This window comes from Sphingobacterium sp. SG20118 (genome assembly GCF_044740685.1).
Taxonomy (GTDB): Bacteria; Bacteroidota; Bacteroidia; order Sphingobacteriales; family Sphingobacteriaceae; genus Sphingobacterium.
The window spans coordinates 2,589,807-2,608,852 of record NZ_CP172826.1 but is presented as its reverse complement, the minus strand read 5'-3'; the positions used below and the strand labels follow the sequence as shown (position 1 = coordinate 2,608,852).

General features: G+C 38.7%; 13 protein-coding genes and 1 tRNA gene. 3 read left to right on the top strand and 11 right to left on the bottom strand.

Going from position 1 to position 19,046, the window contains the following annotated elements:
- Positions 1–6: 6 nt before the first annotated feature.
- The 9 genes from ACFX5U_RS12155 to ACFX5U_RS12115 all read right to left on the bottom strand — a co-directional run bounded on the left by ACFX5U_RS12155 (position 7) and on the right by ACFX5U_RS12115 (position 12,807).
- Complete coding sequence (locus ACFX5U_RS12155) at positions 7–1,152, bottom strand: SusE domain-containing protein (protein WP_280567185.1); 1,146 nt, start codon at positions 1,150–1,152, stop codon at positions 7–9.
- Positions 1,153–1,189: 37 nt separating this feature from the next.
- A complete protein-coding gene (locus ACFX5U_RS12150; RefSeq protein ID WP_400260835.1) occupies positions 1,190–2,806 on the bottom strand; it encodes a RagB/SusD family nutrient uptake outer membrane protein in 1,617 nt (538 codons plus the stop codon).
- A gap of 10 nt (positions 2,807–2,816) precedes the next feature.
- Complete coding sequence (locus ACFX5U_RS12145) at positions 2,817–5,927, bottom strand: SusC/RagA family TonB-linked outer membrane protein (RefSeq protein ID WP_400260834.1); 3,111 nt, start codon at positions 5,925–5,927, stop codon at positions 2,817–2,819.
- A gap of 259 nt (positions 5,928–6,186) precedes the next feature.
- Positions 6,187–7,476, bottom strand: coding sequence for a sugar porter family MFS transporter (locus ACFX5U_RS12140; RefSeq protein ID WP_400260833.1), 1,290 nt, complete (start codon positions 7,474–7,476; stop codon positions 6,187–6,189).
- Positions 7,473–8,324, bottom strand: a complete 852-nt coding sequence (locus ACFX5U_RS12135) for an ROK family protein (protein ID WP_400260832.1) — start codon at positions 8,322–8,324, stop codon at positions 7,473–7,475. Before ACFX5U_RS12135 ends, ACFX5U_RS12140 begins: the two co-directional genes overlap by 4 nt.
- Positions 8,325–8,551: 227 nt before the next feature.
- Positions 8,552–9,541 (bottom strand): LacI family DNA-binding transcriptional regulator, encoded by a 990-nt coding sequence (locus ACFX5U_RS12130; protein WP_280567197.1) that lies wholly within the window; start codon positions 9,539–9,541, stop codon positions 8,552–8,554.
- A gap of 377 nt (positions 9,542–9,918) precedes the next feature.
- Positions 9,919–10,785 carry a DMT family transporter gene (locus tag ACFX5U_RS12125; protein ID WP_280567200.1) on the bottom strand — a complete coding sequence of 289 codons (867 nt, stop codon included), beginning with the start codon at positions 10,783–10,785 and terminating at the stop codon, positions 9,919–9,921.
- A gap of 546 nt (positions 10,786–11,331) precedes the next feature.
- Positions 11,332–11,961: an NAD(P)-dependent oxidoreductase gene (locus ACFX5U_RS12120; RefSeq protein WP_400260831.1), complete on the bottom strand. Its 630-nt coding sequence runs from the start codon at positions 11,959–11,961 to the stop codon at positions 11,332–11,334.
- A 72-nt stretch (positions 11,962–12,033) separates the two neighbouring features.
- Entirely contained in the window at positions 12,034–12,807 is a 774-nt protein-coding gene (locus ACFX5U_RS12115; RefSeq protein ID WP_400260830.1) for a helix-turn-helix domain-containing protein, read from the bottom strand.
- Between the two features lie 141 nt (positions 12,808–12,948).
- Here ACFX5U_RS12115 and ACFX5U_RS12110 point away from each other — a divergent pair, with 141 nt between their 5' ends.
- The gene (locus tag ACFX5U_RS12110) at positions 12,949–15,207 is read left to right on the top strand and encodes an ATP-binding cassette domain-containing protein (protein WP_400260829.1); all 2,259 of its coding nucleotides are present in this window, start codon (positions 12,949–12,951) and stop codon (positions 15,205–15,207) included.
- A 192-nt stretch (positions 15,208–15,399) separates the two neighbouring features.
- Here the strand turns inward: ACFX5U_RS12110 and ACFX5U_RS12105 are convergent.
- Both ACFX5U_RS12105 and ACFX5U_RS12100 read right to left on the bottom strand, forming a co-directional pair.
- A tRNA-Lys gene (locus ACFX5U_RS12105) sits at positions 15,400–15,472 on the bottom strand.
- A gap of 224 nt (positions 15,473–15,696) precedes the next feature.
- On the bottom strand, positions 15,697–16,650 hold the full coding sequence (locus ACFX5U_RS12100) for an acetyl-CoA carboxylase carboxyltransferase subunit alpha (RefSeq protein WP_038698765.1): 954 nt from the start codon (positions 16,648–16,650) through the stop codon (positions 15,697–15,699).
- 160 nt (positions 16,651–16,810) lie between these two features.
- On the opposite strand from ACFX5U_RS12100, the gene ACFX5U_RS12095 reads away from it, so the two are divergent.
- Complete coding sequence (locus ACFX5U_RS12095) at positions 16,811–18,655, top strand: hypothetical protein (RefSeq protein ID WP_400260828.1); 1,845 nt, start codon at positions 16,811–16,813, stop codon at positions 18,653–18,655.
- 19 nt (positions 18,656–18,674) lie between these two features.
- Positions 18,675–18,995: a glucoamylase family protein gene (locus ACFX5U_RS12090; protein ID WP_400260827.1), complete on the top strand. Its 321-nt coding sequence runs from the start codon at positions 18,675–18,677 to the stop codon at positions 18,993–18,995.
- Positions 18,996–19,046: the final 51 nt, after the last annotated feature.

Below are 19,046 nucleotides of genomic sequence, written 5' to 3'. Positions count from 1 at the left end.
TTGGTGCTAATTTACAGTGATTTGATGTGTATATTCTTTATCTCCCTGAAGGATCACACTGATAGTTGTGGATTTACCATCAACAGCATCTGCAAATTTCCACTTGTCATCCCATTGGTTAACGGATTTAAGCAATTTGAGGTAATAGTAAGCTGGATCGCTAGATGCATTTGGACGACTATCTGTTGGATTTTTTGCTCCAAACTGTTCGGTAACAGCTTTACCATTTGCTACTGTTTCCAATTGGAATTTATAACGTTCATCTTTACCCCAACCTTCTTGTTTGAATGCTACGATACCGGTACCGGACCATATTCCTTTACCTTGATAAGGGAGGTTAAAGAGTATTTTGTTGTCTGGAGAAAACCAAATCCCAATTGATTTGATTTCGGTAAAACTTACGGTGGCAACATTGAAGTCTAATTGTATGCGGTATATACCAGTTTGCGTGACTTGCATACTGAAATCTTCGGTTGCTTCCTTCAATTTGACTTGGTTGTCTGTAAAGAAACGACGTGCATTGGCATCTTTACGGTCTAAGAATACATATTCTTTACCTGCTTCCAGTTTTGTGTAGATTTCAAATTCACCAGAAGCCGTTTGTTTGAACGCGAGTGCCGAGGCAACATCATTTCCACCCTCGGTGGCTTCTCCAGTAGCATATAGTTCGTCTGGAATATCTGCAAATCCCTCTAGACTTGATATGTTCAGTTTGCGTATTGCTGGTGAAATGACACGATTTATGCCTCGGGAGGTTACAATAGTCCATTGTACATCGCCACTTTCGCCTGGATTTATACCCGCTAGTGCTGCAACGGCATTTAGTACTTTGTGCGTGATATAGGCATTGTTTGCGTAGCCCTTATTGTTTGAAGTCAGTTTGTAAAGTGGTTTTGAAAAATCACCACCCACCACATCAAAGGCAATCTCATATTGTGGGGCACCTCCGTCTTCGGTCAATGCGGTCTCCCACTCAAAAAAGAGCGATGCAGAAGCAGAGCTCACGAGTTTAACGGCCTTGTTGTCGACGGGTTCAAATAAGTTGTCTACTGCTGTAACTTGTACATCAGTATAATTTATGTTTTCGGTCTTGCAGGCTCCCATGGAGAATATTATTGCGGCAAGCCAAATAAAAATTGCTATTCTTTTCATGATTTTTTCGCTTATAATTTAGTTCGCGTAACCCGGATTATTGGGTAACAAATTTTTGTTTAGGTCCATTTGGGCACTTGGAAACTGACCAGAGGTAATCTCTGTTTTCATCAAATCGTCGATTATCCAGACGGATATAGTCATTGTTGCCATTGGCAAATTTTGCACCGGATACGGTGCCGTCCAGGTACGTTTTTGCAGCTTTCCAGCGGACGATATCATAGTAGCGTAAACCTTCCAGTGCCAATTCGCTACGACGCTCATTGCGAATCAAAGTGGTGAAGTCTGCGGAGTTCATACCTGTTGGATAATTGAGTGCTGTCGCTTCCTTAAATTTGGCTCTTTCGCGGATAGGGCGTATGGTTCGATCCCAAACATTAGCATCCATTTTCCCTAACTGTTGCTGCGCCTCGGCATACATCAACAGGACATCTGCATATCTGAACATGATGATGTTGAGTCCAGAATTGTAATCTTGGGTGACCGAAGGGTCGTAGTATTTCTTGACATAGTAGCCGGTAGGAGATGAGTTAGCACTTGCACTAATATATTCATCTGCCTTTTCCGTGTCGTTACTGCCTGTTCCGGGTTTCGTATATATCGTACGGGTGGTGCCGTCGAAATCTGTCCAATGTCCACCGTGGAATACGATTGTGGCCGCCATGCGTGGGTCTCGATTCACATAGGGGTTATTCTCAGAATAAGAAGGGTCGCTAGATATCGATAGTCCCTTAGTTGTTAGGTAGTTGTTAGCTAAGCTTTGAAGTGGCGCATAAGCGTTGACACGAGCCCCAGCAGATAATGGGGCAGCGTCATAAAGCTTGCTCCACTGCTTTTTACCAGGAACATAGGCATAATCCAAGATTACTTCTACATTATATTCATTGACAGGTTCGAATAGCCCTTCGTAGCTATTGAATAAGGCGTAATTACCATAAGTTTCTTGTTTTTGCATGAGGCTGTCGCAATAGTCAGCAGTTTTCTGCCAATTGCTTTCATAGAGATAGGCCCTGGCTTGGAATGCCATGGCAGCACCTTTGGTGATTCTTCCACGGTCGGCTTGCGCCAAATCATTGCGGCTGGGAAGCATAGCGCTGATTTCGGAGAGTTCGTCATGGATGAAGGCAAGGATGGTAGCCTTGGGTGTCCGATTGATATTTTCCGATTCTGATAGGGTGATGTCCGATGTAAAGAAAGGTACATCACCAAAGAAGTTGACCAGGCGAAAGTAAATATAGGCCCTGATAAAGCGGATTTCTGCAGATTTTCTTTTTTTCCACTCTTCGCTACCATCTGGTACCCGGTCCATATTGGCTAGAAACACATGGCAGGTTTTTAAACCTCCGTAGGCATCCGACCATTCGGAGGCAAAGCGTGGCGTTGTTGGATTGGCAAGGCCATTGCGAATGAGTCTTTGGTCGGTAGCTGAACGGCCTTCGTAGATATTGTCGCTCAGGGCTTCATCGTTCCACATTTTATCGGCAGAATACATTTGATTATAAGCCATGTTGACCATGAGCTCTGCATTGGCCGTAGACTCCCAGAAGGTGGCATCTGTAAACTCTTTTGTCAAGATGGGGTCCATGGTGTTACAGGAGGAGGTCATTGCGGTTAAGATGCCAGCAAAGCCCATCATTTTTAAAATTTTCTTCATTTTCGTATTTTTAAAACTGAATATCTAAACCTAAACCATAATATTTCAATGTCGGATAGTTACGCCCACTATTTGCTGCGCCGGACATGTTGCCATCAAACTCTGAAGATTCTGGATCTATCCAGGAGTTGAGGCTCAAGGTCAAAAGATTTTGGGCATTGACAAATATGCGAGCCTTCTGCAGGTGGAGACGACTAGCTATTGTTTGGGATAACGAATAGCCGATTTGGAGGTTTTTCAACCTCGCGTAGCGACCATTGAATAAATAGATATCAGATTCAGTTTGGTAATTGTTGGTCGTGGAGGCCGATCCTGCTGCCGTTAGTCTAGGCCAAGCAGCATCGGTATTCGTCGGAGTCCAATAGTCAAGTTGATGCTGGTAGATAGCATAGGAGTAGTTTTCGTGGAATGGCTCGACCAATTCACCGCGTACCATCATATCCCTGCTGCCTACACCTTGCCAAAACATGCTGAAATCGAAGTTCTTATAGGTCAGGTCGTACGTAAACCCAAAGGTGTAACGCGGAAAGGCATTTCCGAGGACATAACGGTCTTTGGAATCGATAACGCCATCATTGTTGCGGTCAATATAACGGACATCTCCGGGTTGAAGGTCGGAGGCGGCAACACCAACGGGTAAAGCCGCTGTTTCTATTTCTTGTATGTTCTGGAAATAGTTTTTTACTTTATAGCCATAATAAGAATTGAAGGGTAGACCTTCGCGCACTATTTTTCTTATCCGATCGGATTCTGAAAACTGCTCTTTTCCTTCAAAATAGGTGACTTCATTTTGGGAATCTCCGATATTAGCCATTAGGCTATGTTGGAATGCACCTGTGCTTACACGATAGTTAAGTACGAATTCCCAACCTTGGTTTTTCATCTTGCCAATATTGGTCTTTGCTGGACCTGTCCCAAAGGTGGAAGGTATGGTTGGCGTGATGAGTATATCGCTGGTGTTTTTATGGAAATAATCGAAACTGGCAGTTAGACTATTCTGGAAGAATGAGGCATCAAGTCCGATATTGAAATTGTGTGTTTTTTCCCAACGCAGGTCTTCATTGGCATAAGTAAAACCGGCTCCGCTCACAGGTTCATTGTTAAACCCATAACTATTATTTGCTGGGGTATATCTGGTTAGGTATTGGTAGGGTGGAATGTCTTGGTTCCCTAAAATCCCATAAGATGACCTTAATTTCAATTCTCCGACTCGTTCTTTATAGGACTCCATGAAACTTTCTTCTGAGATGCGCCAACCGAGTGACAGCGAAGGGAAGAAGCCCCAGCGACTTTGCTTGGCAAACTTCGAAGATCCATCATAGCGGAAAGTGGCCTCCATAAAGTAGCGTTGGGCATAGGCGTAGTTTAACCTACCGATGAGGGAGGTGATACTTGTTTCTTCAGTACCTTCTGGTGTGGTCCTACTAGAAGGGTCTATTTCGGTACCTGTTGTCGGTGTACCCAAAATAGGGTCTGTGAATCTCAATTTGATTTCATTCTGACGACGTGTGAAGGATTCATTGGTCGCCCCGAAGAGCCCTTTCAATTCGTGTTTGCCAAATGTCCGATTGTAGTCCAATAACAATTGATAGTTGAGCATAGCTACCTTTTCGTTAAAGTCTTCGGTATTTCTGGTCGAATTGACATAGACTAAAGGCTTGTCAGCATCGGCACTAGCATATAGGGGTACCTGAGTGCGGCGGATGAAACGATGGTCTGAGGTGAGTTCAGCCCCGAAGACTCCTCGCAATTTCAGACCTTCCATCAGTTTCATATCTAATGCAATATTGGCATTGAAATAATCATTGTCTTTTTTTTGATAGCCACCTTCGCGTAATTCTGCTAATGGATTCTGATCGGTAAGGGCATTGTTGACTAGATAACGACCATTGTCTGCCTGCATCCGGTAATAATAATAGGAGGGAATGCGTGAGGAATTGATGATGGCATTACTTGCCGTTGTATTCAGACCGTTGTTCCTTGAATAGGCCAAAATACTGCTTAGTTTGAATATCCCAAATTCGTTGCTAAGGTTCGTACGTAAATTGTATCGTTCGATACCGTAATCCTTGTTGCCAACAAAATTGCTACGCTGATTGAGGTAGCCTCCAGAAAATAGATAGGTGGAGTGCTCTCCGCCACCAGAGATGGATACATTATGATTTTGTTGGAGAGAGGCTTTCATGATCCTGTCATAATTCCATTCTTCTTCTCCACGGTGGTCGTAGAGATCCATAATCTGATCTGGTGTAAACTCGGGATCTGCTCCTATATTGGTTAAGGCCAGGTTCTTTAGGGTCGCATTTTGGTAGCCTGCTATAGGCGAAAAGAGGATTTTTGGATCCTGAATACCGGCCATAGCAGAAAGACTGACTCGTGGTGCACGATTTTTTACACCGGATTTTGTGGTGACGAGTAGCACTCCGTTTGCCGACCTGGAACCATAGATGGCCGCTGTACCCGCATCTTTCAATACAGAAACACTTTCAATATCGGCAGGATTTAGCTTGTTGAGGGCTCCGGATTCTGAAATCAAACCATCGATGACAACTAATGGTCCGTTGCTATTCATAGTCGAGATACCTCTGATATTGATGTTCATGGTATTGTCGTTGGGGTCCATGCTACGTTGCTGGATGTTGAGACTTGGTGAAGCTCCCTGCAAAGCTTGTGTGACATTGGCCACTGGTCTATTCTCAATGGTTTTAGCACTGATTTGATCCACAGCACCTACAACGGATCGACGTGTGGTGGTTCCATAACCTACAACAATTACCTCATCCAGTGACTGATTGTCCTGAGACATTTGGATACGTATTTCGGAGCTGTCTACCTGTACTTCCGATTGTTGATAACCTAAATACGTTACCCGTATTTTGTTTCCAATGCGGGCTGGTAATGAAAAGGATCCTTGCGTATCGGTAATCGCAGTAGCGGTAGATCCGATGAGGAGCACTGTAGCTCCCTGAATAGGGTTGCCGTTTTCATCGACAACTTTCCCACGTATGGTTTGCTGAGCAGCGGTCCATTTTAGGAAAGAAGGTTCGGATATGGCTATGAAGGGGTGGTGCCCAAATAGCAATATACCTGAAACAAGTAATAATTTCGACTTCTTAAACATAGTGAATAAAAGTTTATATGTTGGTTATTTTAGCTTAGATAGCTAAACCGCGTTAGCGATATCACTAAACCGGTTTAACAAATCTATATATATTATTTAAAAATCCAATAATTCTGAGATAAATTTTTTTTTCTTCTTTTGAGCGGATGGATAAGGGGGAATAAATTGGCTTTCTGTGCTCTTTCAAAACAATAAAATTGATGCCTACAAAAAAAGGACGCAAAATATTTGCGTCCTTTTTTAACTGTCGATGGGTCTATTATGTAACATCATTATTTATTCCTTCCAGTGTTTTACCTTTTGTTTCAGGCAAGAATAGGATGAAGACGAAAGATAGGATAACCATGAATCCATAGAAGAGAAAGATGTAAAAGCCTCCATTTTTCCCTGCCTCTACGATAACTGGAAATAACCAAGAGATGATGGCTGCAAATATCCAATGTGTTGTGCTACCTAATGAGGAGCCTTTGGCACGTATTTCATTTGGAAATATCTCGGCTAGGAATACCCATATAACAGCACCTTGGGACAAAGCAAATGCACCTATAAAACCTATAATATAGAACAATAGATAAGTAGAATGACCTTCTTTCAGGCCGAAAGCCGTGAGGATTAGAAATATAAACATGCCTATTGCTCCAATTAAAAGAAGTTTCTTTCGACCATATTTGTCGATGATACTCATTCCTAAAAACGTGAAAACAACATTGGTACCGCCAATGAAAATTGGTTGTAGGTAGCTGAGTTGTGCTTCGAAGCCTGCCATTTCAAAAATTCGTGGGGCATAGTAAAGGATAGCGTTGATACCTGTCATTTGGTTGAAAAATGCGAGAAGGACTGCGAATGCTATTGGTTTACAATATTTCTTTTGCCATAGGGAAATACTCTTATTACCGATTTCTATTCCATCAGTGTGCCCCAGATGCTCTTGTCCTAAGCTATCGAAGACAGCATTTGCTTCTTTTGCATCCTTATGTAATGCTAGCCATCGTGGGCTTTCTGGTATTTTTTTTAATAATATGTAAAATATCCCTGCAGGGATTGCCATGATAGCAAGCATGTACCGCCACGCATCTTCTCCTGTGTTAACGAAAAGAAAATTGGTTAGGTAGGCCACAAATATTCCACTTACAATCATAATTTGGAACAAACCGGTTAGTTTTCCTCTATCTTTGGCTGGTGATATTTCTGAAATATAGACTGGTCCTACTACTGAGCTGATACCTACAGCCAGGCCGCCTAAAAATCTAAAGAGTAGGAACATACTCCAGAAAGGGGATATGCCACAACCAATGGCAGAAACAAGATAAAGGAGGGCAATAGCACTCAATACAGGTTTTCGACCATAGCGTTCTGAAAACCGGCCTGCGGCGATTGCGCCGAAAATTGTCCCGATTAGTGATATTGAAACTGTGAGCCCATGCCAGAAAGCATCGAGCTGCCACAGTTTTTGAATAATCTGTTCGGCTCCTGAAATTACAGCAGTTTCAAAACCGAATAAAAAACCTCCGATAGAGGCTATCAATGAATACTTCCAAACATTTTTCATAAGTTACTAAATGATGTTGCTAAACCTAAAAATAAATTCCAATCATTAAAAGATGCGATGTAGATTGAGATATCAATCTCTTTTTGGACAGCTGGGAGAAAAAGATGATGCGCTTTGGCGATACTTCCTCCCAGTATCAGTCCATCGGGTTTAAGGGGTAGAATGTGGAGTTTTATAAAGTCTACTAGCGCTTTTGCTAGAAAAGAGAATGCAGCAGCCCGTTCGTTTGCTAGTGTTTCGGTGTCCACCAATGCTTTGATATGTACAATTCCTTCGACACCTTGTTGTCGCAGGTATTCGAGCATACCTCTTGTAGAGATGTAATCTTCGGCTATACCTGCTCGAAATGGTGCGGATCCATAGTTTAAATCTTTTACTTCGCTGCCGTTATAACATGCTGACCCTAGACCTGTCCCCAAACTTAGACCCACAATATGTTTCTTTTGAAGGTTGTGATGGTATATTTCACCCAATAAAAATGCTTCTGCATCATTTATGAATTTAATATTCTCGGATGGGACTGCATATTGCTTTAGAAAGTGAGACTTGATATCCATATGCAGCAGTGTTTGATATTTATGCATGCCATCCATCAAACAGATTCCATTTTCGTAATCGAAAGGACCGGGTATGGCAATGATCATATTTTGGATATCTTGATTGTGTACGTCCCAAATGGATTGGATGATGCTATCCCATTGTGCCAGAATAGTTTCGCGACTTGCTGCGCTATCCACAGCTCCTTTTGATTTTTTTATTGGAATGAATTTATGGAATTCTTTTTTCAGGGATGCAGCAGTTATATGTGACCCTCCTATATCTATACAAATTACGATTTTATCTTTCATTGGAACACGCTTCTCTTGTTATAGAAATGATGTTCTGTCTCTTGTATGTCGTTATGAAAAAGATATACAAATCTGTTTTACCAGAGATAGATATATCAAAAGAATGCGGTGCATTCAAATTAATTATATTAGGCATGGTTTTATAATGGTTGATTTATAATTATGGGCAAAACCGGTTTTGCCCATAGGGTAAAGCTAGAGAATTTAAGTAAATTCTCCAATTTTTTTTACAAGGAACTTTTTCTTATTTGTAGTTCTGATGCTATTATGTCTTCGACAATAGCTTTATTTTTATCCTTTAACTGGTCTAGAAGTATGTGTACAATGCTTTTTGCAATCTTTTCCAAGGGCTGGCGGATACAGGAAATCTGAGGCTGCAGAAGTTCGAATATCTCATGATCATCAAAGGCAATCACGGCTAATTTTGGATCTCTCTTCAGGTTTTGAATGGCTTTTATTCCCATGACGCATAGGTAATTTGTACTGAAGTAAAGTGCGTCCAATTGGGGGTTGTTTTCTAACCATTCTAATATTTCTTTCCAGCCATAATCTTTCTTTTCACGAAAGGTTGTTAAACAAACTTGCGGCTTATAGCCCCATTGTTCGAGAACTGTTTGATAGGCTCGAAGCCTATCTTGCATTTGGGGCTGCTGAGAGTCTATCGTTACCATCCCAATGTTGGAGTAACCCTGTTCTAGTAAATGTTGAATAGCTGCGCTACTGGCTTCATAATTGTTGGTGCCCACAAAATTGGTGTCAATACCAGGAATCTTTCTGTCAAATAATACGATAGGGGTACCGCCTTTAATAATTCGCTGCACCTCTTCCTGAATGCCATCTGTTGGGGATAGAATTATTCCATCCACGTGTTTATCCAACATCGTTTGTACGATTTCAGCTGCCAGTTTATTATCCCCCATGGTGCTGCTATATAAGACCTGATACTCGTATTTTCTTAAATATTCCTCGATATATAGCGCTATTGGCCCAAAGTATGAATCACCGATGTTCTCAACAATTAGACCTATTGTTCTAGACTTTCCGGTTGCTAAACTTTTCGCTAAGGCATTGGGTTTGTACCCTATCTCTTCAATATATTCCAATATGCGCTGTGTTAACGCCTTACTGATTCTGCTTTTCTCCGCTTTTCCATTTATGACCAATGATACGGTCGATTTGGATACTTTTAAATGTTTTGCAATTTCACTGATGGACATATGTTCCAAACTTTAAGGTTGCCAAAGTACATATTTTATATCGATATTAAGAAGAGCGGTTGTGCTTATCCCTATGGATATAAAAAAATCAACCTTTCGATTGAGATTTCTTGTGTAATCCTGATGCGATACATTGTGCGAATAGTTCCTAGGGATAAAAATGGGGAGAAAATTGTCGTCGCACTCTTATTTAAGCTATTGATTCTGATAAGAGTTGTTGTCTGTTAAATAGACATCAATACAGTGAGTATATCGGGCAAAACGGTCTTGACATGTTTGCAGAGGAGGGAAAGTCAAATGTAAGTATGCTATGAATAGAAGCAAGTTCTTGGTCACATTGGGACTATAGTGGTTCATCTTGATACATGTTCGTCGTATCAGGATGAACTGCTGCTTGTTTTTTGTTTTTTTCTGTTACTGAATAGGGTAGCTCCTATACTTGCACTTATGACACAAGCTACCGAAGTCCATTGCATAAGTGTAAGGGTTTCGGACAAGAAAATCAGTCCGGATAATGCTGCAAATGCCGGTTGTAAACTTGTTAAAATACTGAATGTTTTTGCTGGAATTCTTTTTAAGGCAACTAAATCTAATGAAAAAGGTAAGGCACTAGATAAGATAGCCACACCTAAACCTTTCAAAAAAAGGATTGGAGTAAGTTGAAAAACACCGCCATCCCATATGGCAAATGGAATAATAATCAGAGTCGCGAATAACATACCTGTGGTTACGGCATCTTTCCCTTGCATCACACTTGTTACTTTGCCACCCATAACAATGTATAAGGCCCAAAATATTCCAGCTAGAAAGGCAAGAAGAAGACCTATTAGGTCAATATCATTACTTTGCCATGGAACGATCAATAAAATACCGACGCAGGCAAGTAATCCCCAAAGAACGTCTATCCATTTGCGCGATAGCGATAAGGCTAAGAATAGTGGTCCTATAAATTCTACTGTTACTGCCAGCCCCAGCGGGATGCGCTGTATGGCTAAATAGAAAATAAGGTTCATAGCGGCAATTCCGATTCCATAAATAGCACAATACTTCCATTGTTGCTTTGTAAAAGCGGAAAATTTTGGCCGATTGATAATGGTAAGAAATGCTGCTGACAGGCCAATTCTTAATACACTTGTTCCTGTTGCTCCTATGGCAGGAAAAAGCTGCTTTGCTATAGAAGCTCCACCTTGTACACTGATCATCGATAACAATGCAGCTGAAATGGCCTTATTTGAGTTTTTCATTAAAAGAAATTGAATTGTCTGTAATAAATGAATCTACGAGATGATCTCGCTTTTCATGAAATGACCTTTCATATGTTGTTTTTATCTTCTGTATTAAATCAGTTCCTGATGGGACCTATATCTGAAATTTGCTGCAAAATTACCACTAAATTTTTGAATCTAATGCGCCTTGTTGTGATTTTGTTTTATTTGCTCTTATTGTGATAAGGAATAGTGTTTTTAAGATAATATTTAATCAGATCGACAATTAGCTGTTCTTTTATGTAATTATAGGGTTGGGGGGATTGAATTTATGGCATCTACCCTAATTTTTATCATTACTTTCAATTGATTAGAAAATAGGAGTATGGTTAAGAGTCTGATTTATCACAGATTGCGATAAATCAGACTAAGAATAATATTTAAAAGCCTTTGATTAATTAAGCACTTTTATTCATTTTCGGTATGAAGCTCTTTTTTGTTTCTTTTATTCTGTTTTGTAAGTTTAAGGTCAATGAATTAAATGTTCTTTAATTTCATCTTTTAGTATTGCCCACTTTACATATTTTAGTTAGAAATACTTACAGCTTTCATTGAATAGTCGTCACTATGCAGTTGGTGTAATAAAAAATTAGCGACATTTTCTTTCGAAATTTTTAGATTTAAATTTTTATAATCGGCATCAAACCCTATCTTGAAATCGCTGGTTATCACTCCATCTATTAATGCACTAGGTCTTACTATCGTAAATTTCAATTGGCTTTTCCAAATATAATTTTCTTGCAATTTGTGGTCATTGAATGCCGATTTCAAAAGGAAACCAAACATGATATGTTTCCAAATAAAATTAAGGTTTCCGTAGCTGTCACCAATACCGAGGGTTGATAGACAGATGAAGCGGTTAACATTGCATTTATCCATTGCTTGAATAATGTTATGTGTTCCCGCTCCTCTAATTTTGCCATCACGACCGTCGCCTAATGCACACAGCACTGCATCATGCTCTGCTATAGCATTTTCAACCTCCTTGATGTTTAGTACATTACCTTTAAAAATCCGCAGGTTTTGCTGATTCAATTTTGATAGTTTTTCAGGATTACGTACAAAAGCGGTTACTTCGTACCCTTTTGCTAGTGCTTGCTTAACAACTTCCAATCCTACGGAACCAGTTGCACCAAATACAACAATCTTCATCATATGCTATTTTTAAGTTTACACAGCAAAATTGTGGAATAGCAGTGATCTGAAATAGAACAAAAACGACATTTACTACTTATTTTTAAAATATTTTGGTGTTTTTCCGGTGAAAACTTTGAAAACACGAATAAAATGAGACTGATCGGCGAAACCATTTTGATACACGATATCCGTAAGCTTGGAATAGTCTTTCGATGAAAGCTGTGTCATGGATGATTGGAACTGAATTATTTTAGCAAATTGCTTAGCTGTAAGTCCAGTTTCATTAAGAAAACGTCGTTCGAATGTTCGCGTATTCAATCCTGTTTTTTGTACGACTAATTGAATATTTAGTTGCCCTTTACTTTGAGTGATGTCTTTCACAGCAGATGCAACACTTGTGTCAATATTTTTAGTTTTTCTCTCTGCAAACCACATTATCATATTAGAGATGGCTTGCACTTGCTCCTTAAGAGAAGAGGAGTTGACCAGAATTTTATCGATATTCAAGAAGTTATTTTCGATTATTTCTGTCATATCACAACAATTATCGTGAATACTTCGTGGAAGAATATTAAAAAGTATCTTCAATACAAATGGATAGAATTGAAAGATAATGATTTTATAAGCGCCACTTATTTCAAGTGTTATTGGATTTATTGTTTGCCCATACAGAAATAATGTAGGCATTTTTTTATTTTGAGGATTAACTGTTAAGCCCTGTTCAGACTGATGAAAGATCAGTCCTGGATAGCCGTCTGCGAAAAATGGTAGAGAAGTGTGTTTATTTTCATCATGCTCAAATATCCAAATGTTTTTAACAAATAAATCTATTGATTTGTCGGGAATGATGCTTTTGAGATTCATTTTTAATATTCTTTAATAGAAGATCGATAATGGTAGAAAAACAATATAAGCTTCTCCCGGATTAAGGAATTACGTTAGTTTCGTCTTTGTTCGTCATTTGAGATTAGTTAACTTAGTTAACTGTTATCAAAGTTAATTATTATGAAGGATATTATAGTAACAAATGCAAAACAGAATAATCTGAAGAATATTTCACTAAAAATACCTAAAAACAAGATTACAGTTTTTACAGGTGTTTCCGGTTCAGGGAAATCTTCATTAGTCTTTGAAACAATAGGGGCTGAAGCGCAGCGACAGTTCAACGAAACACAGGGCAGTTTTATCAGAAATCGTTTACAGCACATTGGAGTTCCTGATGTAGATAAAATTGAAAATTTGAATGTTCCGATCCTAATCAATCAAAAGAGGTTAGGAGGGAATGCTAGGTCCACGATAGGTACTGCTACAGATCTGTATGCTTCATTAAGGTTACTTTTCTCTCGAATGGGAAAACCCTTTGTAGGTTATTCTAATGTGTTTTCATTTAATAATCCGTTGGGAATGTGTGGTGAATGTGAAGGTCTTGGGTTTGTACAAACTGTTAATGTAGATACTTTGATAGATAAACAAAAATCTTTAAATGATGGTGCTATAGTATTTCCAACTTTCCAACCGGGTGGTTATAGGTTATTGCGATATACACTATCTGGCTATTTTGACAACGATAAAAAGTTAGAAGATTATACTTCGAAGGAATGGGACATGCTTCTGAACGCTTCAGAGCATAAGCCTAAGAATCCAAGTAGAGAATGGGGGAAAACAGTAAAATATGAAGGATTAATCTCTAGAATTGAGCATGCATTTCTAAAAAAACAATCAAAGGAGAATATTATTCGAAAAGAAGCTTTGAATACTATAATTACAACAAAAATCTGCCCTTTGTGTTGTGGTAAAAGATTAAATAATACAATATTATCTTGTAAAATTAATGGTAAAGATATTTCCGACTGTACAGCACTTTCAATAGATGAACTTTTAGACTTTATCGATTCGCTGCAAGCTACAACTTTTGAGATTATTCTTGTTGAGATTAAAAAGAAACTTCAAAGTATCGTTGACATAGGATTGCAATATTTGACGCTAGATAGAAGAACAGATACCTTGTCGGGAGGTGAAAGCCAAAGAATAAAAATGGTTCGAAATCTAGGTAATAATCTAACTGACTTACTCTATATATTTGATGAACCTAGTATAGGACTTCATCCTAAGGATTTACAAAACATCTCTTCAATCATTAGACAAATAAGGGATAAAGGCAATACAATTTTAATTGTTGAACACGATCCTGATTTAATTAAAATAGCTGATTGGGTTATAGATATGGGACCGAAATCTGGAACGAAAGGTGGAGAGATTATTTACGAGGGTACCTTTAACGGCTTGAAAAATTCGAAGGGAATAACAGGCTCCTATTTTGCAAAAACACCTGAAATCAATCATAATCCTAGACATAAAAAGGGGTGTTTTGAAATTTTAAACGCCAATCTTTATAATCTAAAAAATATCCATGTAGAAATCCCTCATAATGTTTTAACAGTAGTAACAGGCGTAGCGGGTTCTGGTAAGAGTACATTAATTAATAAAGAATTACCTAAATTTTATCCTGAAGTAACAATTATTGACCAAAGCTTATTTGCAGCGAGTATTCGTTCCAATTTACTTACATATCTAAATTTATCTGATGATATAAGAAAACGTTTTTCAACAGCAAACCATGTGTCCAATAAACTTTTTAGTAGAAACAGTGAAGGCGCTTGTAAAAATTGCAAAGGAAATGGAGTGGAAAAAATTGATTTGGCATTTATGGATGACATAGAACAACCTTGTGAAGTTTGTGGAGGCTCGGGGTTTAAACCAGATGTCTTAAAATATCTATACAATAATAAAAATATTGTTGCAATAATGGAGATGACAGTTGAAGAAGCAATCGATTTTTTTCCTGATAAATTGTATTACGACTCCTTTAGTATGTTGATTAAATTAGGTTTGAGTTACCTTACTTTGGGACAACGTTTGGACAGTTTTTCAGGTGGCGAAAGGCAACGTCTCAAATTATCGAAAGAGCTGAAATGCTCCAATAAAATAATCGTCCTTGATGAACCAAGCACAGGTTTACATCCTAGTGATACCGTAAAGCTCATGGGTCTTATAAATGATTTGGTTGATCATAATAATTCCGTGATAGTTATAGAACACAATCTCGATGTTATTGCCCAAGCTGACTGGGTTATTGATGTTGGAATTGGTGCAGGTAAATATGGTGGAGAAATTTTATTTACGGGAACGGTTTCTGATTTATTGAAAGATAATTTGTCTGTAACAGCAGCTTATTTACGGAAACATCTCTCTAATAGCCATTAATCACTAAACTCTTTTATAGCTAATAACTATTCCAATATTCTTCTTACTGTCTTTTGATCTAAGCTATATGTGAACTTTTTGAAATATTGATTACTTTAAGTTATAGGTAGGTGTGTACGAACCCATCCCCAAGCTTCTGTTCTCATCCCATTGGAAACAAAAAAAGCCTAATCTTTCGATTAAGCTTTTTTGTGATCCAGCTGGGATTCGAACCCAGGACCCATACATTAAAAGTGTATTGCTCTACCAGCTGAGCTACTGAATCGTACTCTAATTGTTAGAAGTTTCCTTCGTTGTTTGGAGTGATGCAAAGGTAGAAAAATCTACCATATAGGACAAATATATTGGCTATTTTTTTTTAAATATGTTGTAACGTATTCTCTTTTAAAAGTTTATTTTTCTTGTAAGGTGAATGGATGGGTGTGAAATCCAAAACAAAAGGGACGATTCTGATTGAATCGTCCCTTTTATTTGCTCCATAGGCGTTTGTTATTCGACAACTACACCCATGTTGCTGAATTTCGCAATACGTTCGTCTACCAAAACATCTTTATCCTTAGCGATCAAAATCGCTAAATCTTCTACTAATTTTGCTTTCAGGTATTCTGCCGCTAATTCTGGATTTTGGTGTGCTCCACCTAATGGCTCCGTGATGATACCATCAATAAGACCATTACCCAGCATGTCTTTAGAGGTTAATTTCAACGCTTCTGCAGCCTTCTCCTTATGATCCCAACTTCTCCATAGGATAGAGGAGCAAGACTCAGGAGAGATCACCGAATACCAAGTGTGCTCCAACATGTATACACGGTCACCGATACCGATACCCAATGCACCACCTGAAGCGCCTTCACCGATCACGACACAGATAATCGGAACTTTTAAGACCGACATCTCCAGTAGGTTGCGCGCAATGGCTTCACCTTGACCTCTTTCTTCTGCTTCTAGACCTGGATAAGCACCCATGGTATCAATCAATGTGACTACAGGTTTGTTGAATTTCTCTGCCATTTTCATTAAACGAAGTGCTTTACGATACCCTTCAGGATTTGCCATACCAAAATTGCGGTATTGACGCTCTTTTGTATTTTTTCCTTTTTGATGACCGATAACCATAACAGATTGTCCACCGATAGAGGCGAATCCGCCAACAATCGCCTTATCATCTCTTACGGTACGGTCTCCATGCAATTCGATAAAATCATCACAGATCATGTTAATGTAATCGAATGTTTGGGGTCTCTCGGGGTGACGTGACATCTGCACATTTTCCCAACCAGACAAATTACCGTATATTTCTTTTTCAGCGTTCGCTAATTTTTCTTTTAGTTCCAACACAGTAGCACTCATATCGACTTTAGTCTTTACGGCTACTTGTTCCACTTTTTCTATTTGCAATTGCAAATCTGCAATTGGCTTCTCAAAATCAAATGTAGTTTTCATATATAGTTGTTATGAAAAAATCAGATCGCTAAATTAGTGCATTTTTTCCGAAATTAAAATTACGTATGACATTTACATTGGAAATGCTTTATTACTTTTGTGTTTCAATAAAGTAGAGATGGCTTACTTTTTGTTTGATTATAATTATCAATTTATACATATGTCAAAAAAATTACTATTCATTATAGGTTTGTCTTTTTCTTCTGCAACGTGCTTGTTTGCACAAACTTACCCGGAGGTTGTGTTTGAAAACAGCCTCTTGTCAGGTAATTATGCTAAAAGTATAGTAAACTATTCTGGAGATAGTTGGGTGCAGAATGTTAAAAAGAATTTACCCAGTACGGACTCTTTGTTTTTCACTCCAGGGAACTCGCTTTCACTCCGTTATCTGTCTTCTAACGCGGGTAACTGGAATGTTACCTTATTAAATGATCGTCACAAAGTCTATTACCAAGTATTGGCTAATGATGTGTTGACAATCAAAATGTATGTGCAAACGGCACATACAAAACCGAAGTCATTGCCTAAAATCCAGTTGATCCAGGGGGATTCGCAAACGAACAGTTTAGAATTGGCTCCTTTTATTGATGATTTTGATCATGATACTTGGTTGAATGTAGAAATTCCGCTTTCGAAATTTTCAAATTTGAAAGCAGGTGAATCGGTGTCCGAAGTGGTGCTTCATCAAAATATGGCGGATGAAATGACACATCAGGTATTTTTAGACCAAGTGGAGTTCTTGCCTAAGAATCCATCTCGGGTGAAACTGTCTTCTGGCGCTATCTTATCGCAGGTGTCAAGCGTAGATAAGCAGGTCGAGTTGCAGTGGCAATTGCCATTAACTCCGAGTATACGTTATATCAAAATCTATAGATCTTCGGATAATGTTGATTTCAAACCAATCGCTATTCGCCCGGTATTCATGCAAAAATGTTATGATTTGGTTGATGAGTTTGACAAAACTTATTATTATAAAATTGCATGGGTAGACTACGATTATTTGGAATCACCATTTTCAGTTGTCAAGGAGATTAAGGCGAAACCTGCTAGTGATTTGGAATTGTCAGATTTAATCAAACAGGCAAATGTCAATTATTTTATCGAAAATTATGATATTAACAGCGGTCTTTTTCTTCCTAACAAATCCAATAAAAGGGCTATTGTTTCGATTGAAGAATCGGGTTACGCCATTCTATCTCTTTTAATAGGAGTTGAAAACAACCAGATTTCTCGACAAGCAGTTTTAATGCGATTGGATCGAATGATGAAATTTTTGAGCAAGGTGCAACATCATGAAGGGATATTTACTGCATTTTATGACGGTAGACTAGGTGTTCCATTTTACCGTAATAATGTGCAAGAATATGATGTAAAGGCAACGGCGACTTTATTGGAAGCGATGCTTGTAGCACGCGAATATTTCTTTAAAGACGAATCGCAGGAAAAATCTTTCCGCGAAGCGGTAACGGCGTTATGGCGACGTGCCAATTGGACTAAATATACTTCCAGCTCAAATCCCGATGCGCTTATTGACAGGTGGTCATCAATCGATAGTAATTTATATTCGAAAAAACTAAGTGGCCTGGAGGATGGACTAAGTGCTTATTTATTAGCCATGTCATCGCCAACGTTTGCCTTGAGTGAAGCGAGTTATAAAAATGGTTATGCTCGAAAGTATGATTCTACTGATAGTTCAGTTATTGTGCCTTCTCTAATCATGGGGAATGAGTCAAGTGTGCAATCGGATATACAATTTATCATGCCAGACGCGGTATCGGTAGAGGAGCATCAGGTAGAAGATAGTTTAATCTTTGAAGATCACATTTTATATGGTAAGAAAATTGAAATCGGAGATCTGAGCTCATCCATGATGGGTTTTTATAGACCATTTTTAACCTTGGATCCCCGTGGGAAGTACGATGGTCACGTGGATTATGGTCAATTGGCGAGCAATTATATCCTTGCTTATAAACGAAGAGATAATGAATTGAACTTAGGTTTCTAGTTATACCGATATCTGGGGAGTGCAAAATCCTGCGGATAGTTTGGGCCAATATTTGGTGAACCCGGCTATTTCGATTGGCGCTGTTGCTTTTGAAAAGGAAATTGGCCAAAAATCTTTACGTAAGTTTTATGAGCAATATGCACCGGTACTCTTTACCCAATATGGATTTAGATCGTGGATTGATTTGAAAAACAATGACGTTTCGGATGGATTTACGGCTAGGAATCAAGCTACTGTTGCTATTTTAATGGAGAATGCCAAATCTGGATTGATATGGAAACTGTATGACCAGATACCTGAAATAAATGCGACACTTAAAAAGATCTATCAGAAAAAGTAAGGGGGCATAGCGCTCCAGAATTCACTTTTTTTTATATCTTTACAGTTAGTT